The sequence below is a fragment of the Bacillus cereus group sp. BfR-BA-01356 genome (assembly GCF_022663635.1).
Classification (GTDB): Bacteria; Bacillota; Bacilli; order Bacillales; family Bacillaceae_G; genus Bacillus_A; species Bacillus_A cereus.
On record NZ_JAKUFX010000005.1, the window covers coordinates 63,131 to 84,445 of the forward strand.

Genomic DNA, 21,315 nt, shown 5'->3' on the forward strand with positions numbered 1-21,315 from the left:
AGGTAGAAAAAGGAGGCTTTTATACGATGACAGTTGCTACATATGAGGTAGAAAAACAATTTTTAACATACGTGAAGAAGATACAGAATTACGGAGAAGCATTAAGTTTAATGTTTTGGGATTTAAGAACAGGTGCACCAAAAAAAGGTGTAGATCAGCGTTCAGAAGTAATTGGTATGCTTTCGTCAGAAGTGTTTGCTATGTCGACTTCAGATGAGATGGGAAACTATTTAACAGAACTTGAAGCTTTAATACGTGAAGATAAACTTTCTGAAACGACAAAGAAAATGGTTGAAGAGTGTCGGAAAGAATATGATAGAAATAAAAAAATTCCACAAGCTGAATATGAGGCTTATGTGAAATTAGAAGCGAAAGCAGAGAGTGTGTGGGAAGAAGCTCGCGAAAAATCTGATTTCGAAATGTTCCGCCCGTACTTAGAAAAAATTGTTGAATTTAAAAAGAAATTTATTACATATTGGGGTTATGAAACATATAAATACAATACATTATTAGACATGTATGAGCCAGGTATTACAGTAGAAGTTTTAGATCACGTATTTGGTCAACTTCGTGAGCGTATCGTGCCGCTTGTAAAAGAAATCTCTGAGTCTAAAAAAGGATTAAAAACAAGTGCTTTATCGGAACAGTTTTCAAAAGAAAAACAAAAGAACTTTACATTAGAACTATTAAAGCAATTGAATTATGACTTTGAAGCAGGTCGTCTTGATGAAACAGTACATCCTTTCGAAATTACATTAAATAGAGGGGATGTTCGTATTACGACACGCTATGATGAAAAAGATTTCCGTATGGCTGTATTTGGAACAATTCATGAATGTGGTCATGCAGTATATGAACAAAACATTGCAGAACAATTTGAAGGTACACCACTTTGCAGTGGTACATCTATGGGTATTCACGAATCACAATCATTATTCTTTGAGAACTTTATCGGCCGTAATAAATCATTCTGGAAGAAAAATTATGATTTATTAAAAGAGTATAGCGATGGTCAATTTGATGATATGTCAGTCGATGAATTTTATGATGCAATTAACGAATCGAAGCCGTCATTCATTCGTATAGAAGCAGATGAGCTTACATACCCGCTTCATGTTATGGTGCGTTATGAATTAGAGAAAGAATTATTTGATGGTACATTACAAGTGAAGGACTTACCAGCAGCTTGGAATGATAAGATGGAAGCATATTTAGGAATTCGTCCGGAAAATGATGCGCAAGGTGTATTGCAAGATGTTCACTGGGCTGGTGGCTCATTTGGATACTTCCCATCTTATGCACTTGGTTATATGTATGCAGCGCAATTTAAGCAAAGAATGTTAAAAGACATTCCGAACTTTGATGCATTATTAGAAGAAGGAAACGTAACACCAATTCGTGAATGGTTAACAGAAAACATTCACCAATACGGTAAAACGAAAAAGCCACTTGAAATTTTAGAAGATGTAACAGGTGAAGGCTTAAATGCAAACTACTTAGCTGATTATTTAGAAGCGAAATATAAAGAGATTTATGAGTTGTAAAAAAAGAGCTGCTTAATTGCAGCTCTTTTTTAAAGGGGGATGGGAGAATGGACTATACATATAAAGTAATGACGCAAGAAGAAGCAGAAGAAATTGCATACAACTGGCATTATGAAGGGAAATATTCCTTTTACGATATAGAGGCAGATGAAGAAGATTTAGCTGAATTTTTACATGATGAAAGTAGAGGGAATCATACATTTTCTGTGAAGGAAAATGGCACTCTCATTGGTTATTTTACTGTTTGTAAAATAAATGACGGAACGGTTGATATTGGTCTTGGAATGAGACCTAATATAACTGGGAACGGATTTGGTTTACAGTTCTTAAACGCTATACTAGCTTTTAGTAAAGAAAAATATGGATGTAAGTATATAACACTATCAGTAGCTATATTTAATGAGAGAGCGATTAAAGTGTATAAAAGGGCAGGGTTTGAAGTAGTTGGAACGTTTATACAGAAAACAAATGGTAGTTGTTTTGAGTTTTTGAAAATGAATTATATATGTAAAAATGATTAAAAAACAGAAGAATCTCCTTCTGTTTTTTTATGCAGAAATAAATCATACTTTTTGTAATTGGAAGTTTTGAAATTTGGGAAGAGGATGTGTATGATTGAAGTTTAATAGTAAATAGCAAGTTTAGTAAGGAGAGACAGCATGAGTATAATTAAAACGAAAAATGAAATAGAGTTAATGCATGAATCTGGAAAATTACTTGCTTCATGTCATAGAGAAATTGCGAAGATGATGAAACCAGGTATTACTACAAAAGAAATTAATACGTTTGTTGAAGCATATTTAGAACAGCATGGTGCAACGTCTGAGCAGAAAGGGTACAACGGATATCCATATGCGATATGTGCATCTGTAAACGATGAAATGTGTCATGCGTTTCCGGCCGATGTTCCTTTAACTGAGGGTGATATTGTAACAATTGACACGGTAGTAAACTTAAATGGGGGTCTTTCAGATTCTGCTTGGACGTATAGAGTTGGAAAAGTTTCTGATGAAGCAGAAAAGTTGTTGTTAGTAGCTGAGAATGCTTTGTATAAAGGAATTGACCAGGCGATAATCGATAACCATGTAGGAGATATTGGCTATGCAATTGAAAGTTATGTAACAAATGAAGGTTTTTCTGTTGCAAGAGACTTTACGGGACATGGAATCGGTAAAGAGATTCATGAAGAACCAGCAATTTTTCATTTTGGGAAACAAGGACAAGGACCTCAGTTACAAGAAGGAATGGTAATTACAATTGAACCGATTGTAAATATAGGTATGCGATATTCTAAAGTAGATTTAAATGGGTGGACTGCACGAACGATGGACAGGAAATTATCAGCTCAATATGAGCATACAATTGCGATTACAAAAGATGGGCCAATCATTTTAACGAAGTTGTAATTGGAAATGAAAGAGTTTGCAAAACTCGAACAAAAATAGTAGTTTTTAAAAATTTGTACGTGTTTTTTCGATAAATGCTTTTCAAAGCATAAAAAGTACGTTATAATCCTTCTATAAAATAAATAGTTAGCTACACTCATATAATCGCGGGGATATGGCCTGCAAGTTTCTACCGAAGTACCGTAAATACTTTGACTATGAGTGAGGACGAATATAATTGCTTGTTTAGCATTCTTTTTTTGCGAAACTCCAAAAGCGCGTCTCTCACTTGTAACGAGTGGTGGCGGCTTTTGGAGTTTTTTTATTGCATAAGAGGGGGAACAAACATGAAAGTATTACAAGAAAAGATTTTGAACGAAGTAAAGGTTTTATCTGGTGACGTATTAAAGGTAGATGCTTTTTTAAATCATCAAATTGATCCAGTACTTATGCAAGAAATCGGAAAAGAATTTGCTAAACGTTTTAAAGAAGAGAACATTACAAAAATCGTGACGATTGAATCTTCAGGCATTGCACCAGCAGTTATGGCTGCATTAGAGCTTGGTGTAAAAGTAATTTTTGCACGAAAACGTAAATCGTTAACGTTACAAGATAATATGTACGTTGCAAACGTATATTCATTTACAAAACAAGAAACAAATGAAATTTCATTATCTCGAAATCATATCGATGAAAATGATCGTGTATTAATCATCGATGACTTTTTAGCAAACGGTCAGGCTGCTTTAGGTTTAATGAGTTTAGTAGAGCAAGCTGGAGCGAGTATTGCAGGAATTGGAATTGTTATTGAAAAAGCATTTCAAGATGGAGGAAAGAAGCTTCGTGAACAAGGCGTTCGTGTTGAATCACTAGCAGAAATTGCATCACTTGATAACGGCACAGTTACATTTGTACAGCAAGAAACTGCGGAGGTGAAATAAACGATGAAGCAGCATCCATTTAAAATTGCATCGCTTGGTATGCAGCATATGCTTGCAATGTATGCTGGAGCAATTATCGTTCCGCTTATTGTGGGCGGTGGACTTGGTTTAAATCAAAAAGAGTTAACATATTTAGTCTCAATTGATTTATTAATGTGCGGCGTTGCGACAATTTTACAAGCATTATCAAATCGCTTTTTCGGTATAGGACTTCCCGTTGTACTTGGTTGTACATTTACAGCCGTTGGACCGATGATTGCGATTGGAAAACAATACGGTGTGTCTTCAATTTATGGAGCAATTATTGCTGCTGGGTTATTCGTTGTTATTTTTGCGAAATTATTTGGAAAACTTGTAAAACTGTTTCCACCTGTTGTAACAGGATCTGTTGTTACTGTAATTGGAGTTACACTTGTTCCAGCAGCAATTAATGATATGGCTGGAGGAGTAGGAAGTAAGGATTTCGGTAGTCTTGAAAATTTAGCATTAGCATTTGGTGTGTTATTATTTATCATCATTATGTATCGTTTCTTTGATGGATTTATTCGTTCAATCTCTATTTTACTAGGTCTATTGTTCGGTACTATCGTTGCAGCGTTTATGGGGAAAGTAAGTTTGCAAGCGGTTGGAGAGGCGGATTGGTTCCACGGTATTCAACCATTTTACTTTGGTACACCAACATTTGAATTAACACCAATTATTACGATGATTCTCGTTGCTTGTGTAGGGATTGTAGAAGCAACGGGTGTATACTTTGCATTATCTGATATTTGCAATAAAAAAATCGGTGAAAAAGAATTAACAAAAGGCTATCGCGCAGAAGGATTAGCGATGGTGTTAGGTGGCATTTTCAACGCGTTCCCATATACAACATACTCTCAAAACGTAGGACTTGTTCAATTAACTGGAGTAAGAAATCGCGTTATTATTTATACTTGCGGTGGTATGTTAATCGCACTTGGTTTCATTCCTAAAATCGCAGCTATTACAACAATTATTCCGAAATCAGTACTGGGCGGTGCGATGTTAGCGATGTTCGGTATGGTTATGGCATATGGTATTAAAATGTTAAGTAGCGTTGACTTCGGAAGACAAGAAAACTTATTAATCGTTGCATGTTCTGTCGGAATTGGGCTTGGCGTAACAGTCGTTCCTACATTATTTTCACAACTTCCAGAAAACATTCGTATTTTAACAGATAACGGAATTGTACTTGGAAGTGCGTCAGCAGTACTTTTAAATATCGTATTTAATATGGTGCCGCAGCGTAAAGTGAAAGTAGAAGAAGAGCCAGTATCTATGCAAAATGCAGTAAGAGAAGCGTAAAAAAGCAAGGTCTCGTTATGAGACCTTGCTTTTCTTTTTAAGTGGCATCATTTTCCCGTAAGTACCAAGACGCCAAATGTACTCAAGTGGCCCGTATTGGTAATGTGAAAGCCACCAGCGGCTAATAAAGATTTGTAACGTGTAGAAACTAATGCAGAATATTGGTCCAACCCATAATGGAGCAGGATAATAATTTTTAAGTAATAGACCAAATACAAGTAATGTAACAATTGTATGCGAGATGTAATTTGTTAATGCCATTCGTCCAACGTATTGGAATGGACGTAATAACGTTTGCCATTTTTCTTTTTGTAATAAACGCATTAGAGTGAAAATGTAGAATATGAATAACGTTTTTCCGCTAAACATTGTAAAGACCTGCATATAAATTGGTTCATAAAATGGTTTTGATAAGAAGTAACGGACCATGAAGAACCACATTGGTAATGTTAAAAGGAACATAATAATTTGCCATTTTTTAAGTTTTGGATCTAACTCTTTCGTGCGGCGGAAAATATCCTTTTTGCCGGCGTATAAACCAAGTAAAAATAGCCCAACTGTTTCTGGAAGCATAAGTAAATTTAATCCAATTCCATCAGCGTAAAATGCATGGAAACGATTTTGTATTTGTGACAGCCAGTCTTCTAATGGCATGATAGGTAAGGAAAAACCTAGCTCTTCCTTTGGTACCAATGCAACCGTAATACCAGCCATTAGCATAATGAATTGAAAAATACTCAATAAAACGATAGCCCATATTAAAATAGTACGAGGTTCTCTCTTATAAAATAAAAATAAGAAAAATCCAGCAATCGCATAAGTATGTAAAATGTCTCCGTCCCATAAAAGAACGTAATGTAAGAAACCGAATAATAATAAAATAAATAAGCGGCGAACAAATAAAATTTTTGGATGATCTGTTTTCGCTTCAGCACGACTCATAAAAATATAAAAACCTAATCCGAATAAAAACGAAAAAATTGTATAAAATTTCGTTTGAATAAACATATCGTAAAATAGGCGAATGTAGCTGTCTATCCCTTCGTAAATTCCTGAAAGATCACGTGAGTCAACCCCGGCGATAACAGGCCAATTCACAAGAAAAATACCTAGTACAGCTATTCCTCTAATAACATCAATGGAGTGTATCCTCTCGCCTTGTGTGAGATTTTGTGTCATTTTTTTCCTCCTTGTTAAGTAATTCCCTTTTATTATACAAAATGTAAGGTGGAGGGGATAGGGGATATTTCCATTTTTTTTAAACTGTTAAGTTATGTAGGATGAGATATAATAAGAGTGCACAACAAGTTTTAACCTTTTTCAAAACAGGCAGTAAAGCTCCTTCTTATAAGGAGCTTTCTTTATGAAAAGTGTTGATAATGATTCTCTTTAATGATAAACTGTATTCAAAAGTGATAATCATTATCAAAAAAGGTTGGTGCGTAAGTATGGTATATGCATTAGTAGCAGGTACAGTCGCTGTATATGCAGTTATTGCGAAGTATGTTTTAAATGGAGTAGGAACAGCAAAATGAGTGATATGACATAAAATCCCTTTCATTTGTAAAAAGAATGAAAGGGATTTTTTATTTTTAATGAGAATATGCTGAAAATTTAGTATGATAGTAAAGTGAAACTGTAATCAATGGGTAGGTGTAACTCTCACTGGTTATGAACTCGCAAATAGCGGGGAAAAGTATATACATCTTGGATAAAGGGGAACAAGGGGATGACAAACATAGTACAGACAAACGGTATGAAAAAACTTGTTTGTTTTTATGAAGAGTGGCAAAAACACGGCGATGCAGAGAATAGTTTAAAGTTGTTTGAGGTAATTCAAAAATATAAACAAGAACAGCTTATGATAGCGTTCTGCGGTCACTTCTCTGCAGGGAAATCAACGATGATGAATCATCTATATAAAGCGCAGTTGTTACCGACAAGTCCAATTCCGACAAGCGCTAACGTTGTCAAAATTGAAAAAGGAATGGATCGTGTTGTTGTAACGGTTAAATCTGGAGAGCAGTACGAATATGACGGTGCATATTCAGCAGAAGAATTAAAACAAATTTGTAAAGACGGCGATGAAGTAATTGGTGTTCATATTTATCGAAACGACGCGCCAATTCCTGAAGGGGTTATGTTAGTTGATACACCAGGGATTGATTCAACAGATGATGCCCATCAATTAGCGACAGAGTCGACACTTCATCTGGCAGATGTCATTTTTTATATGATGGATTATAATCACGTCCAATCGGAAGTGAATTTACAATTTGTTAAAGAATTGAAACAACGTAATAAAACGGTTTATCTCGTTGTAAATCAAATAGATAAACATAAAGAAAATGAATTATCGTTTGAGAATTATAAAGATAGTGTAAAACAATCATTCTCTAACTGGGATATTGAAGTAGATGGTGTTTATTATACGTCATTACGAATGATGAACCATCCACATAATGAAATTAGAAGCTTAGAAGCGTTAATTACTTCTATTATGAAAGAAAAAGAGCAGTATGTAAGGACTGGAATGGAGCGAGAAACAGAATATTTAATGGGGGAACATTTCTCGTTTATTTTTTCTGAAAATGAAAAAGCTCTTTTGAAATATGAGGAAGAGTTAGCATCACCACTTTCTATTTCAGAGGTAGTTGAAAAGAAGGAAGAGTTAACGGAAGCGAAAAATCGTGAGGCAAGTAAAGAATCTCATGTGAGAAACGAATTTATAAAAGGTTTACAAGCTATATTAGATAACGCTTATTTAATGCCATTTGAAATGAGAGAATTGGCAAATGCATATTTAGAAACGAAATTAACAAAATTTAAGGTCGGTTTGCTATTTTCGAAAGGAAAGACGGAGCAAGAAAAACAAAGACGTGTAGAGGTGTTTTATTCTGCCCTTCAAAAAATTGTTGAAACGCAGCTTGATTTTCATGTGAAGGAATTTATTGTAGCCTTCTTAAAAGAAGAAGGATTGTTCACGGAGGAAGTTGGGAAAGACATATATGGGTTAGAAATTGCTTTCGGACCAGAAATGTTGGCCGAAGTAATTAAACAAGGTGCAGGTTTCACAGGTGATTACTTACTTCTTTATACAGCGGATGTAGCGAATGAACTGAAGAAACGTTATTTTATAAAAGCACAGCAAATTTTTGATAAAAGTGCGGTCGTTTTAAAGCAAAAGGTAAGGGAAGCAGTTGCTTGTATTGAAGAAGAGATTGAAACATATACGATGTTGCAAACGGCGAAAGAAACACAATTACAATACAGTAACAATTTGGAGGCATATGAAGACCATTTACGAAATGTTTGGCACGATCATGTTGCTACGCCTGAAGGGTTGCAAATAGATGAGATATTGCAAAGGGAAAAGCAAATTGTTAGTGAGAAATTTACACTACAAGAGCAGGAAATCGTAAACAATAACGTAGCGGTTCATGAAGAAGAGCTGAAAGGAACGGCGGCTTTAAATATTCAGCGGATATTAGAGAAAGTGAAAAAAGCTGAAACGATATTAGAGCCATTGCCTGCGCTGAAACATGTACAGCAAGAGGTAATAGAGAAAAGAAGACGTGTGGAAACAAAACAATTTACAGTAGCGTTATTCGGGGCATTTAGTGCTGGAAAATCATCATTTGCCAATGCCTTACTCGGTGAGAAAGTACTTCCTGTATCACCAAACCCGACGACGGCAACGATTAATCAAATTTTGCCGGTTACAGAGAAAAAACCACACGGAACAGTAATTGTTCAGTTTAAATCAAAGCAAGCGTTAGTAGAAGATATGAAAGCTGTTTATAAGCTGTTTCATTATGAGATTGCTACGTTAGATGAAGCGTTAGCACAAATTGATAAAATTATGAAATATCCTTCACCAACTGGGAAGCAAAAAACAACATTTAGCTTTTTACGAGCGGTACAAAAAGGGTATGATGCAGTTTCTACTTATTTAGGAGAACAAGTACAAGTTACATTAGAAGAGTTCTCTGATTATGTAGCGAATGAAGAGAAATCATGCTTCGTTGAGTATATGGAACTTTATTATGATTGTGCTTTAACAAGGCAGGGAGTAGCGCTTGTAGACACACCTGGAGCGGATTCTATTAATGCTCGCCATACGGATGTTGCATTCCAGTATATTAAAAACGCAGATGCTATTTTATTTGTAACATATTATAACCATGTATTCTCTCGTGCTGACCGTGAATTTTTAATTCAGCTTGGTCGTGTAAAGGATACTTTTGCCCTTGATAAAATGTTCTTCTTAATTAATGCGGCGGATTTAGCAGAGTCTGAAGAAGAACTTGAAATGGTAAAAGGTTATATCGCAGATCAGCTGCTGCAATACGGTATTAGAAATCCGCGTTTATTTGCAATTTCAAGTTTATGTGCGCTTGAAGAGAAACAAGGAAAGAATGTTGAAAAAGAGAAGTATGGTATTTTACAAAACTCTGGGATTACGAAGTTTGAGGAATCATTTACGTCCTTTATGATGAGAGATTTAATGCTTGTTTCTGTGCATGCTCTATATGGTGCTTTGCAAGGGGCAGATCAGCTTTTAGTAAACATGATAAAGGGTGCAAAACAGGGGAATGAAGAGAAAGAGAAGCAAACGAAAAAATATGAAGCAGAGCGTGATCAACTACTTCATATCATTTCATCATATAGTGTACTTGCTGAAGAACAGGCGATGCAAAATGAAGTGAAAGAGTTGCTTTATTACGTGCAACAGCGTCTATTCCTACGCTATAACGATGTGTTTACTGAATTTATTAATCCGGCGTCACTTCGAACGGATGGAAATGTGAAAACACAATTGCAACAGTGTGTTATGGATTTAGTAGCATTTATTCAGCATGATTTATTGCAAGAAATGCGTGCGACATCATTACGCCTTGAAAAATGGATAGACGAAGCGATGAAGCGTGCAAAGGACGAAATTGTAGTGAACTGTAAAGTAGAAAATGAATCAATTTCTATGAATGGAACAGTGGAGTATGAATATAAAGATATTACACATAAAGAACCGTTCCCTTCAGTTGAAATAAAAGATTTCAAAAAAGCACTGGCACATTTTAAAAATGAGAAAAGCTTTTTTGAAAAGAATGACAAAGCTTTTATGCAAGAAGACGCTAAATCTGTATTAGAACCGTTCGTATCAAACTATGTAGCTGATGAAAAAGATTTATTTGTTCATCATTATAAGCAAGAGTGGGATATGAAGTGGAACTTATTCCAAAAAGTGATGCAGCAAGATGTGATGAACTATTATGAAAGTATATTGTTTGCATTGGCTGAAACGATTGATGTATCTCTATATGAACAAAGTAAAGAACAATTGCAAAAGCAGTTAGTAGAGATTGAAAAAGAAATTTATGTTATATAGTCGTTAGGAGAAAAAGATTCGTTCAATTTTCTTTTGCAGTACAGTATCTAAAGATTTTACAAATCCAGCAAATTCATCGGTAGAAATCATATGAGTAAGAACGAGTCGTCTGCCATCTGGTGTTTCACCGCATAAGACGAATGAAGAAAATTCATATGTTTTGTTTTCAACTACTAATTTTGGATAGGAATACGTGTCGCTTTTCTTCTTCTTTCCATCAATAGAGATGACGTTGCATTTTTTCTCATTGTTGTCCATGGTGAATCCCTCCTTTCTATTACTTATGGTAGACAAGGAGGGTTTAGAACAATAGAGAAGGGGGAATTTTTTATGTCTGTTGTAATAGAACGTATTCCAAAAGAGGCTATACCGAAGTCTTTATTGCTACTTGCTGATCCAAGTGAACGGCAAATAGCTACATATGTACAAAGAGGATTAACATACGTAGCTAAGCAGGGGGGGAGCGTTATCGGTGTATATGTTCTTTTGGAAACAAGGCCAAAGACGATGGAAATCATGAATATTGCGGTTGCAGAGCATTTACAAGGAAAAGGGATTGGGAAGAAGCTATTAAGGCATGCTGTAGAAACTGCTAAAGGATATGGTATGTCAAAACTTGAAGTTGGTACAGGCAATTCTAGTGTTTCACAACTTGCTTTATATCAAAAATGTGGATTTCGTATTTTTTCTATTGATTTTGATTACTTTTCGAAGCATTATGAAGAAGAGATTATTGAAAATGGGATTGTATGTCGTGATATGATCCGGCTTGCAATGGAATTGAATAAAAACGTATAACTATTTAGGGGGAAGAGAAGATGGAAGTACATAAAGCAATTACAGCACATTCTCGTAAACAAAATGAAAGTGTAAAAGCATGTTTACAATTAGATGCACAGCGTGAAGCAGCTATTGAAGCTGCCGTATCTCTTGCGTCAAATGGGAAAGAATTTTCGGTTGATGTCATTAATGTTGTAACGAAGCAAATTAATGATCTTGCAAAAAATGGTATTACCTTGCAGCGTAAATATGTTACAGAAGAAATGGTTATGGAGTATGTAAGTCGTTTGAAAGAGAAAGAAGGTCGTTAAAGATGATAGTTACAGTCGAATGGTTACGTGAGCATATAGAAGATGAGAATGTCCGTATAATCGATTGTCGTTTTGATTTAGCGAATCCTAATTGGGGTAGAGAAAAGTATGAAGAAGGACATATTCCTCATGCGTTATATTTTGATTTGAATTTAGATTTATCAAGTCCTATAGCAGAACATGGTGGCCGCCATCCTTTACCAAATATTGAGGAGTTTGCAGACAAGCTTTCGGAGGCTGGTATTGATGAACATACGACAGTAATTGCGTATGACAGTCAAGCCGGTGCAAATGCTGCTCGTTTATGGTGGTTATGTAACTATGTAGGACATGAGAAAGTATATATATTAGATGGTGGTTTCCCGGCTTGGAAAGAGAATGGACTACCGACAACAACGGAAATTCCTGTTGTTATACGAAAAACATTCAAAGCTAACATACAAGATCATATGCTTGTAACGATGGAAACGGTCAGAGAGAATATCCGTGCAGGTGCGGATGTTACATTAATTGATTCTAGAGAGCCAAAGCGTTATGCTGGTGTCGAGGAACTTGTCGATCATAAAGCAGGTCATATTCCGACAGCGGTAAACCATTTTTGGAAGGATGGAATGTTGCAATCAGGACAATTTAAGAATGGAGCTGGGCAACAAGAACGCTTCCAAAATCTTTCGAAAGATAAGGAAACAATTGTATATTGTGGTTCTGGTGTTACAGCGTGCCCAAATATCGTTGCATTAAAATTAGCTGGATTCCAAAATGTAAAATTGTATGCAGGTAGCTGGAGTGATTGGATTTCTTATCCAGAAAATCAAATTGCAAAAGAAGAAGATTAATCACTTGCATGCAAAAATAATTTGTATTAAAATAAGGTCACAAGCAAGAGATTGCTCGAAAAACTTTGTATTTTACACATTAGAAACAATGTGATAATATAACGACAAGTAAATAATACATCCTGCGGTGTGCGTAACTTATTTATGTCTAAAACCGATGTTAGTTATACGGAAGCTCAATATTTAGCGACCATCATCAAGCCTTCTTTGTGGAGGAAGATGTACGGTAACTGTGAGGGCATCCACCTGCGAGTAGCGGGTTTTTGGACATTTACGAGGAGCGGCACGTGCGGGGGTCTTATTTCAACTAACCTTATATAAAATTCCTACGGTGTACGTAGCTTATGCATGTCTTAAACCAATAAGTTTAATATGGAAGTTCAATATTTAAATGTAGCTAACATGCCATCTTTTTAAGAAGGAAGTTACAAACATTTGTGAGAGCATCCACCTGTGAGAGCAGGTTTATGGACATCTAGAGAGAACGGCATATGTGGGGCTATATAAAAACCTTACGTTTTATACGTAAGGTTTTTTTGTTGCATAGATATATCAATATTATCTTGATTCACCTGTGAAGTTTCCGTAATAAATGTAGCACTTTCTGTCTTCATCAATCTCTCTTGAATCTAAGGAGAACTCCATAGACATGCCGTCTCGCTGAATATATATAATATCTGAATGAAGAGATGGTAAAATTTCTTCATAGTTCCATACATCTTGACTATCTACTATGTTTGAACTCGTTTCACTTAGTTCTCTAATTTCAAAACCGATGTAGGAGTATGTAGGGTCTGAAGGGTCATTTGTGAAAACTTCTTTTTGAATATAAATAACTGCTGTTCCGTCTGGATCAACCGAAGTTGCAGTAACAACATAAGTATTTTTCTCTTTAATAAAATATTCACAAGTCATGCGTGCGATAATTTCAGAATTAGAAATATTGGCGTAGTTCCATAAAGCAGGATACCCTTTCGTTTCATCATTAAGTCGATATTCTAAGCGCATTTAATCCCTCTTCTTCCTTTTTCTTCTACTTTATCATGCCATCCTATATAATAGGAATAGAATTTAAAAAGGGGAGTGCGAAGGTGACAAAAACGAAATGGCTAGTAGGTGGTGTCGTAACGTCTTTAATGACTGGCACTTTATTTGGTTGCGCACAAGATCTTCCCCCAAAACCGAATGATAATAGTTGTTCTGATTGGGATTGGGATGATGAACTTGGGGTATGGCAGTGTGATGATAGTAGTTCAGGTTATCGTGGGCATTACTTCTATGGTGGACGATACTATCAAAATAAATCCACTTTTAAAAATTCATCGGCGTTTAAATCGTATCAATCGTCTGCTGAATTTAAAGGTGGAATTGGAAGCGGTTCAAAGGGAGGATTTGGGGGCTAAAATATGTCGCAATACATAAGGGATAGAAAAGAATTTTATTTAAAATATCCGAATTTTTGGTCGGATTTATATGAATGTGAGTATAGTTTGTTTCATGTTTTTTCTATAACAAATCAGACTTTGGAACAAGTACACTTAGCGACTGAACGAATGGGTAAAATATTTTTTAAGACTGCTAGACTTTTGCGAAATTTAAGTGACGAACAGCTTCTTGAGCTTGGTTTTCCTCCTGCGAGCTTATCATTCATTAGAATGAAAGGGCTTTATCCTGAATCTGTAATTTCGCGATTTGATTTTGCCGTAACAGAGGATAACCAAATCAAAATGCTTGAGTTTAATAGTGATACACCAACTTTTATTATGGAATGCTTTCAAATGAATGGGAAAGTATGTGGAAATCTAGGCTATGATGATCCAAACTCGGATCAAGAACGATTGCTATCTTCTGGTGTAACGAAAGCAGTAATGGAAGCGACAAAGGGATTAGATAATCCAAATGTTGTTTTTACAGCACATCATGAACATATCGAGGATTGGAATACCACTATGTATTTAAGTCAGCTATGCCATGTTGAAAATAAAGTAGTGCCAATGTCAGAACTTAGAATTACAAAGGATGCTCTAGTCGATAAAGATGGGGCGAAGATTGATGTTTTATATCGCCAAACATATCCGATAGAAGATTTAATTGAGGATCAAGATCCTGAAACAGGAGATTTGGTAGGTGTGGAATTATTACAACTTGTAAAAGCCGGAAAGCTTTTTATAATAAATCCTTTGTCAGCATTTTTACTTCAGCCAAAATCAATTCAGTGTCTTATTTGGGGGTTAGCAGAAGAAGAGGCCTTTTATACAAATGAGGAACAACAGTGGATTAAAGAATATATGTTACCTACATATTTAGAACCAGATTTATTTTTAGGAAAAGGTTCTTTCGTTCAAAAACCTTCATTTGGGAGAGAAGGAGATACAATTACGATTCGCGATAAAGACGAAAATATTATGCTTCAAAATGCACACCAAACATATAAAGCGTCACTGCCGATATTTCAAAAGTATATCGAACTGCCAGTCGTATCCTTGGAAACAGAAAAAGGGATCGAGAAACTGTCATATGTGTTTGGTTCGTTTTTAATTGCTGGAAAAGCGAGTAGTATCGGTATTCGTGCGGGAGAAAAGATTACAGGAAATGAATCGTACTATTTACCGGTAGGTATAAAAAGGAGGGGAAAAAATGATTAATTTTTTATTATATTTAGTAGTAACACTCGGCCTTTTATGTATAGGTCTGTTCTTGATGGAAGTGACAACGAAAGTAAAGGAATTTAAGTTAATGGCCCAAGGAAATAAGGCGGTAAGCTATGTGCTTGGAGGACGATTACTTGGGTTAGCTGTTGTTTTATATTCGACAGCAGCTAATTCAATTTCACTTCTTGATATGATTTCGTGGGGAGCAGTTGGGATTTTGGCTCAAATTATCGTCTTTTATTTAGCTGAGTGGCTTACACCACGCTTTAATATAAACAAAAGTCTCGAAGAAGATAATCAAGCAGTCGGTCTTTTTCTTATGTTTTTATCAATTTCAATTGGGATTGTAATTGCTGGTTGTATAACTTATTAAAAACTTTACGTTTAAACGTAAAGTTTTTTATTTTATCCCGTAAAAGCCCGATTGGTGAGGGCTGATTAAAGTTTCACTTTATATATGTTAGTTTGCCATACCTTTTGAAAAAATTATAGGCTACGGTTGACATCTATTTTAAATAAGAGTAACATTTTCAATGTAATGAAAATAAGTCTCTGTTAGGTGAGGCTCCTGTATAGAGAAATGCTACTGCCCAAAAATGTCGAGAGACGCCAATGGGTCAACAGGAATGATCGAATTAAGGTTTTTCTTAACGTAGCTGGTAATGTACCTATGCTATACAGTGCTAAAACTCGGTGAGGGAGAGGTCCGTAGATTTCTAATTATATTAGAAATCGTTTATTTGTGTATGTAATGGCCGCTACTCTCTTAAGGGTAGGGGCCTTTTTTGTTACCAAGCTATGAGTAATTTCATAGTATAAACTATAAAATTAAACGAGGAGGTGAGGAGCATGTCAAATTCTGACTCGGTTCCGTTACCCATATACTTCAAATCAAAAATATATGATGTAGGCAGGAAACGATTTGTTCCTCCCTCTATATTTATCATAATGTAGCGTTTATAAAACGCGAGACACTTTCACAGTAAAGTGGATAAATTGAGAAACAAAGCGTTTCTTCCTATGTTGTAAAGGAGGAGACGATAATATGTTATATGCAAACAAAACTGTGGGTAACACGTCATATAAACTAAGTAAAAAATCAATAAAAGAACAAACAATGCTCCAAAAAAATAAAGATTTATTAATTGAAATTGCAACAAGAGATGTAAAATCTGTATTTGCATATTTTAAAACAACAAGAGACGGACTATCAATGAAAGAGGCACAAAAACGTATTCAAGTATATGGCCGAAATGAACTAACTTCAAAAAGAGCACTTCTCGCAGAAGTAATGATGAAGCTTGGTGGCATGATTCCAGGTTTTTCAAAACAACGTGTGTGTGATGAATTACAACGTGAAACGATTACTGTATCTAGAGTAGAATGTTCTAGTAGTACAGGGCTAAATAGTGAACTGAAAATGATGGAGATACCAGTGCAAGAACTTGTACCTGGAGATATAATTTTTCTTTCGGCTGGAGATGCTGTGCCGGCTGATGTACGTATTATTTATGCAGATGATTTATTAGTGAATGAGTCTGTGTTAACGGGAAACGAAGCGAATATAGAGAAGTTTGAAAGCTGCTATCACCTTGAACGTAAACGATTTATTCCATTAAAACGGATGAAAGATTATAATCCACTTGAGCTTGAAAATGTATGTTTTAAAGGTTCACATATCGTTAGTGGAAATGCAAAGGCTGTCGTTGTTTCTACTGGAAAAAATACGTATTCAGGCATATTGCATACTTGTTGTAGTAGAACGTCTTAATGTGTTAATGGTGCTAAATATACAAAAACAATGTATAATAGACAAAGTTGAGCAAAAACGTAGAATGGTAATCTATTTATATAACCTTACGTGATAACGTAAGGTTATTATTTTTTTAATAGGAGAGGAATTATGAAAAAAGTATTATTAGTTGATGGTATGGCACTATTATTTCGTGCTTTTTACGCAACAAGTGTCTACGGACAATTTATGAAACGACAAGATGGAACCCCTACGAACGGGATTCATGGTTATATGAAACACTTATTAACAGCTACGCAAGCGATCGAACCAACACATATCGTTACATGCTGGGATATGGGAAGTACGACATTTAGAACAGAATCGTTCTCGAATTATAAAGCAAATCGTGCAGCGCCACCAGAAGAATTAATTCCTCAATTCGATTTAGTGCAAGAAATGACTGCGAAATTATCCATTCCAGTTATCGGTATGAAAGGCTACGAAGCGGATGATTGTATCGGTACGCTTGCAAAACAATACTGCAATGAAGCTGAAGTTTATATTTTAACAGGTGATACGGACTTACTTCAACTTGTTGATAAGAACGTTACAGTTATGCTTCTGCGTAAAGGAATTGGAAATTACGAATATTACACACCGGAGAAAATCATGGAAGAAAAAGGTGTAGAGCCGTGGCAAATCGTCCATGCAAAAGCTTTCATGGGAGATACAAGTGATAATTATCCAGGTGTAAAAGGTATCGGTGAAAAAACAGCGTATAAGCTTATTCAAGAGCACGGAACAGTATCCGCTGTACTAGAAAATGTAGAATCATTAACAAAAGCGCAGCGTACGAAGATTGAAAGTGATTTAGAGAACTTAAATATTTCGTTACAATTAGCCGAAATTCACTGTGAAGTTCCAATTTCATGTTCACTAGAAGAAGGGTTACACACAATGGATGAAGAAAAACTTAGATTTGTTTGTGAAGAAATGAATTGGGGAAGACCTGAAATATTAATAAATATGCTATAAATAGTTTGGAAAGAGGGATGTTGCATATGTCGAACTTTGACTTGGTGACACCTTCTTTTTGTTTTTGTAAACAGTATGATAGTAAATAAAATTATGTCGAACTCAATTTTTAATATATAAATGTTTCGACAAGATATAATGATAAAAGTTGATGAAAATAGTAATTTTTATAATGAAGTAAATTAATTTCAACATAGTTTTAGATAGTCTTTTTTTTCGTGTTCACAAAGTTGTCAGAAAATAAACGGAATTTTCATATGAAGTTCAAATAGAATTCACAACAATCAATTATTATAAGAACACACAGATAATTCTTTATCTTTTATATAAATCATCCCCCAAGGAGGACAATGAAAATGAGAAAAAAAGTGAGAAAATCTTTTAAACAATTATTAATTGAAAATAAACAATCACTATTAAATAATAAAGAAAATATGAAGGAAATTGAAGAGAGAATTGAGAAACGACATGTAGCATATAGTGGTGCTAGTAATTAAATAAAATAAAAAAGATAGCCTATGCAGGCTATCTTTTTTATTTTATATTGAAAAAACGCTATTCATCTCTTTAATTTATGTAAATTTGCAAGATATTTTTATAGCGTTTTTCTATCAATATTACTCATTTTTCGAGGTTGAAATTGGTATATACCAATTTTTGAGATTCGCTATTCATAATATTACAAAAAATGTTACAATACACTCAAATTTATACTATAAAATCATTTTAATATGAAAAATTGGAATGAAAAGAAAGGAGAGGAATATGAATAAAGATGTCGCTTTGAAATGATTATTATCATTTCATTAGGAGTTGATGCAAAAAGATGAAGAGATACGAGGAATTGGATTCTATAAGAGGGATTTCTTCATTAATAGTAATGATCGGTCATCATTTAATGATTTTTTCAGCATTTCAAAATTACAGTTATGAAGATAATAAACCATTTGTTGTGTATCTATTAAAAGAAACGCCTGCTCGTCTAATTTTTAGTAGTGGTAACGAATCAGTTATTATCTTTTTTGTTTTGAGCGGATTTGTTTTGTATGAATCTATTCAAAAAAACTATAGTAGCTATGGGTCATACCTTTTAAAACGTATATGCAGAATATATATTCCTTATATTGTGGCAATAATTATAGCTATTGTATGCCAGATTACAATTAGTGAATATGGTATTTCTTATTTAAGTGAATGGTTTAATCGCTCATGGACGATTGAAAGTTCTTCAAGCTTAATCGCACAACATATTTTATTGGTTGGGAAATATAATACAGATGCATATAACGGTGTGATTTGGTCACTTGTCCATGAAATGCGAATATCAATAATTTTCCCGTTAATTTTGATGATTTGCTTACGAAAAACGTTAAGGTGTTCATTACTATTATTGTTTAGTTTTAGTATATGTTCTGTCGTAATATTATTTTTGTTTCGCTCGGGCTTAACATTAACAAGCTATGCATTAACATTGCATTACACGGTGCTGTTTTTACTAGGAGCACTAGTTGCGAAGTATAAAAATAATTTAATAGTTTTTTATAGTAATTGTACTAAAAACAAGAAAATTGCATGGTTTTTATTTGCGAGTTTACTTTTTATGTATGAAGGGCTTATTGGAGAAATAAAAGTGCTCAATAATTTTATATTTCGAGACTACGTAGTGGCGATAAGTGCAAGTCTATTTGTCATATTAAGCTTGTCAATATCAACTTTGTCGTCCTTGCTACGCAATAAATACTTGTTATATTTAGGGAAGATTTCTTACAGTCTTTATTTATACCATATTATATCGTTGTTTTCCCTTATATACATGCTCCATGAAATATTACCGTTGCCTATTATTTTAATTTTTTCTCTTATTTTTTCGTTTATATTTGCAATACTTTCGTATATATATGTAGAAAAATTTGCATTCAGAGTCGGAAACTATGTAACAAAACAAGTGGATAGAAAGAAGAGAGGGTTATCTGTAAAGAGTGACTTGCAGGATGTTATTCAGAAAAGGGCGGTGAAATAATTGAAGCAAGAAATGAGTATAAAAGATTTTCAACAATTATTGAAAAGAAGATTCGTAACGATTATTTTAACGATGTGTTGTTTAACCGCTTCTTTAGTTCTTATCTCTATGTATGTTTTAAAGCCGTCATATCAATATTCAATGCAAATTCTTGTTGGGAATTTAGATGAGTTTAATAAGGAAAATTCAACAAATAAAACACAAGAAAATAAGCAGCTAGTAACATCGTATGTTGATATTTTAAAAAGCCCATTAATTATTTCAACAGTCAAAAAAACTTTGGGATTAGAGCAATCAAGTTATGAATTAGCACAAAAAATTTCGGTGGTGAATATGGACAACTCACAAATTGTAACTGTTACAGTAAAAGATTCCAATCCGAAAGTCGTGAAAGACATTGTAAAGACATTGGCAGAGCAATCACAACAAAGTTTTCAACAGTACACAAATGTACAAGGTGTGAAAGTGTTGACGGATCCTGAGTTACAGGAACAGGCTGAAAAATTGTTTCCAAAATTTCAACTGATCATTCCTATTTCCTTAATTGTTAGTTTTTTTGTTGGGATAGGTTTAGCTGTATTTCAAGATTATTTTGATGAACGTATATACACGGAACAAGATTTAGAGAAAATAACAACAGTCTCTGTTATTGGTCACATAAATATGAAACCGAATAGAAAAAAGAAACCTACAGAGGTTGATAAACAATCATCTATATATCGAGGTGAACATGTCGATGTTTAGGACAAAGAAACAGCTGCCATTCGATCTGCATGATGATCTGATGAAAGAGCAGTTTTATACGGTGTATCACGATCTGAAAAAATCTGGAAAACAACTGTTCACAGTTAGTTCAACGAAGGACAGAGGGGTTGTTGCCTTGCTTATAGTAAATATGGGTCTAGTGTTTGCGGAAATGAAGAAAAAGGTGTTACTTATTGATGTGAATTTTTCTGACCCTAAATTACATGTATTATTACAAAGTGATCACATGATAACAGTAAACGATATAATAAGCTCTTCCCCCTACAATTATGAATCTTTTTCTAGTAATTTGTCTAAATACTTATATTGTATTCCTGCAAAAAAAACAGTACACACAGGGACGCCCTTAGTTGCTATGGATGAATTTGATAATGCGATTGCTAAGTGGAAAGAAGATTTTGATTACATTTTCTTTTATTCTTCTGAAGTATTTGATCTTCCTGCTACGCACATTATTGCAGAGAAATGCGATGGAGTGGTCTTAGCAGTTAAAAAGCGAAAAGATTCACTACGTACAGTGCAAAAAGTAATAGCGGATATAAATAGGAAAGAATGTGAATTAATAGGTATAATTTTATATTCTTGAATGTGGGGGTA

Annotated in this window: 22 protein-coding genes, 2 other RNA genes and 2 riboswitches; of the genes, 21 read left to right on the plus strand and 3 right to left on the minus strand. The window is 34.6% G+C overall.

The annotated features are described in order from the left end of the window. The first annotated feature begins 26 nt into the window (after positions 1-26). From ypwA to pbuX, 5 genes are all read left to right on the plus strand, one after another. Positions 27-1,544, plus strand: coding sequence for a carboxypeptidase (gene ypwA, locus MR168_RS03545; protein ID WP_000215074.1), 1,518 nt, complete (start codon positions 27-29; stop codon positions 1,542-1,544). Positions 1,545-1,591: 47 nt separating this feature from the next. Further along, positions 1,592-2,065 carry a GNAT family N-acetyltransferase gene (locus MR168_RS03550; RefSeq protein ID WP_000386765.1) on the plus strand — a complete coding sequence of 158 codons (474 nt, stop codon included), beginning with the start codon at positions 1,592-1,594 and terminating at the stop codon, positions 2,063-2,065. A gap of 138 nt (positions 2,066-2,203) precedes the next feature. Further along, positions 2,204-2,950, plus strand: a complete 747-nt coding sequence (locus MR168_RS03555; RefSeq protein WP_000022486.1) for a type I methionyl aminopeptidase — start codon at positions 2,204-2,206, stop codon at positions 2,948-2,950. Positions 2,951-3,066: 116 nt separating this feature from the next. Beyond that, positions 3,067-3,168: riboswitch (purine riboswitch) on the plus strand. A 108-nt stretch (positions 3,169-3,276) separates the two neighbouring features. Then, positions 3,277-3,870, plus strand: a complete 594-nt coding sequence (locus MR168_RS03560) for a xanthine phosphoribosyltransferase (RefSeq protein ID WP_086411586.1) — start codon at positions 3,277-3,279, stop codon at positions 3,868-3,870. 3 nt (positions 3,871-3,873) lie between these two features. Then, complete coding sequence (gene pbuX, locus MR168_RS03565) at positions 3,874-5,196, plus strand: xanthine permease PbuX (RefSeq protein WP_000809212.1); 1,323 nt, start codon at positions 3,874-3,876, stop codon at positions 5,194-5,196. Between the two features lie 15 nt (positions 5,197-5,211). Here the strand turns inward: pbuX and MR168_RS03570 are convergent, their stop codons facing one another. Further along, complete coding sequence (locus tag MR168_RS03570; protein WP_000193194.1) at positions 5,212-6,375, minus strand: DUF418 domain-containing protein; 1,164 nt, start codon at positions 6,373-6,375, stop codon at positions 5,212-5,214. A 233-nt stretch (positions 6,376-6,608) separates the two neighbouring features. Between MR168_RS03570 and MR168_RS33295 the strand changes: the two genes are divergently transcribed. Together MR168_RS33295 and MR168_RS03575 are read left to right on the plus strand one after the other, a co-directional pair. After that, on the plus strand, positions 6,609-6,731 hold the full coding sequence (locus MR168_RS33295; RefSeq protein ID WP_257148772.1) for a hypothetical protein: 123 nt from the start codon (positions 6,609-6,611) through the stop codon (positions 6,729-6,731). A 194-nt stretch (positions 6,732-6,925) separates the two neighbouring features. Continuing rightward, positions 6,926-10,585 (plus strand): dynamin family protein, encoded by a 3,660-nt coding sequence (locus MR168_RS03575; protein WP_086411587.1) that lies wholly within the window; start codon positions 6,926-6,928, stop codon positions 10,583-10,585. Positions 10,586-10,588: 3 nt separating this feature from the next. Here the strand turns inward: MR168_RS03575 and MR168_RS03580 are convergent, their stop codons facing one another. Beyond that, the gene (locus tag MR168_RS03580) at positions 10,589-10,843 is read right to left on the minus strand and encodes a DUF3931 domain-containing protein (RefSeq protein WP_000369740.1); all 255 of its coding nucleotides are present in this window, start codon (positions 10,841-10,843) and stop codon (positions 10,589-10,591) included. Between the two features lie 72 nt (positions 10,844-10,915). Here MR168_RS03580 and MR168_RS03585 point away from each other — a divergent pair, with 72 nt between their 5' ends. The 5 genes from MR168_RS03585 to ssrS (MR168_RS03605) all read left to right on the plus strand — a co-directional run bounded on the left by MR168_RS03585 (position 10,916) and on the right by ssrS (MR168_RS03605) (position 13,016). Then, a complete protein-coding gene (locus MR168_RS03585; protein ID WP_000117689.1) occupies positions 10,916-11,383 on the plus strand; it encodes a GNAT family N-acetyltransferase in 468 nt (155 codons plus the stop codon). 20 nt (positions 11,384-11,403) lie between these two features. Next, complete coding sequence (locus MR168_RS03590; RefSeq protein ID WP_000451814.1) at positions 11,404-11,676, plus strand: YpbS family protein; 273 nt, start codon at positions 11,404-11,406, stop codon at positions 11,674-11,676. Positions 11,677-11,678: 2 nt separating this feature from the next. After that, entirely contained in the window at positions 11,679-12,512 is an 834-nt protein-coding gene (locus tag MR168_RS03595; protein ID WP_000637559.1) for a sulfurtransferase, read from the plus strand. A gap of 116 nt (positions 12,513-12,628) precedes the next feature. Then, a non-coding RNA gene (gene ssrS / locus MR168_RS03600) (6S RNA) lies at positions 12,629-12,811 on the plus strand. A 21-nt stretch (positions 12,812-12,832) separates the two neighbouring features. Further along, positions 12,833-13,016: non-coding RNA, 6S RNA (gene ssrS / locus MR168_RS03605), on the plus strand. Positions 13,017-13,070: 54 nt separating this feature from the next. On the opposite strand, the gene MR168_RS03610 is transcribed toward ssrS (MR168_RS03605), so the two are convergent. Continuing rightward, a complete protein-coding gene (locus MR168_RS03610; protein WP_001235526.1) occupies positions 13,071-13,520 on the minus strand; it encodes a hypothetical protein in 450 nt (149 codons plus the stop codon). An 83-nt stretch (positions 13,521-13,603) separates the two neighbouring features. Here MR168_RS03610 and MR168_RS03615 point away from each other — a divergent pair, with 83 nt between their 5' ends. The 9 genes from MR168_RS03615 to MR168_RS03655 all read left to right on the plus strand — a co-directional run bounded on the left by MR168_RS03615 (position 13,604) and on the right by MR168_RS03655 (position 21,304). After that, positions 13,604-13,915 carry a hypothetical protein gene (locus tag MR168_RS03615; protein WP_000169030.1) on the plus strand — a complete coding sequence of 104 codons (312 nt, stop codon included), beginning with the start codon at positions 13,604-13,606 and terminating at the stop codon, positions 13,913-13,915. Between the two features lie 3 nt (positions 13,916-13,918). After that, positions 13,919-15,157 carry a glutathionylspermidine synthase family protein gene (locus MR168_RS03620; protein WP_000084947.1) on the plus strand — a complete coding sequence of 413 codons (1,239 nt, stop codon included), beginning with the start codon at positions 13,919-13,921 and terminating at the stop codon, positions 15,155-15,157. After that, positions 15,150-15,536 carry a DUF350 domain-containing protein gene (locus MR168_RS03625; protein WP_000606868.1) on the plus strand — a complete coding sequence of 129 codons (387 nt, stop codon included), beginning with the start codon at positions 15,150-15,152 and terminating at the stop codon, positions 15,534-15,536. Before MR168_RS03620 ends, MR168_RS03625 begins: the two co-directional genes overlap by 8 nt. A gap of 171 nt (positions 15,537-15,707) precedes the next feature. Next, positions 15,708-15,873: riboswitch (M-box (ykoK) riboswitch) on the plus strand. Between the two features lie 335 nt (positions 15,874-16,208). Beyond that, on the plus strand, positions 16,209-16,934 hold the full coding sequence (locus MR168_RS03630) for a P-type ATPase actuator domain-containing protein (RefSeq protein ID WP_000964947.1): 726 nt from the start codon (positions 16,209-16,211) through the stop codon (positions 16,932-16,934). Between the two features lie 132 nt (positions 16,935-17,066). Then, positions 17,067-17,933, plus strand: coding sequence for a 5'-3' exonuclease (locus MR168_RS03635; RefSeq protein ID WP_000757067.1), 867 nt, complete (start codon positions 17,067-17,069; stop codon positions 17,931-17,933). Between the two features lie 356 nt (positions 17,934-18,289). Further along, on the plus strand, positions 18,290-18,430 hold the full coding sequence (locus MR168_RS03640; RefSeq protein ID WP_001228048.1) for an FbpB family small basic protein: 141 nt from the start codon (positions 18,290-18,292) through the stop codon (positions 18,428-18,430). Between the two features lie 329 nt (positions 18,431-18,759). Beyond that, entirely contained in the window at positions 18,760-19,953 is a 1,194-nt protein-coding gene (locus MR168_RS03645) for an acyltransferase family protein (RefSeq protein WP_242291188.1), read from the plus strand. Further along, positions 19,954-20,697, plus strand: a complete 744-nt coding sequence (locus MR168_RS03650) for a YveK family protein (protein WP_016122195.1) — start codon at positions 19,954-19,956, stop codon at positions 20,695-20,697. Then, the gene (locus MR168_RS03655; RefSeq protein WP_016122196.1) at positions 20,684-21,304 is read left to right on the plus strand and encodes a CpsD/CapB family tyrosine-protein kinase; all 621 of its coding nucleotides are present in this window, start codon (positions 20,684-20,686) and stop codon (positions 21,302-21,304) included. Before MR168_RS03650 ends, MR168_RS03655 begins: the two co-directional genes overlap by 14 nt. Positions 21,305-21,315 lie beyond the last annotated feature (11 nt).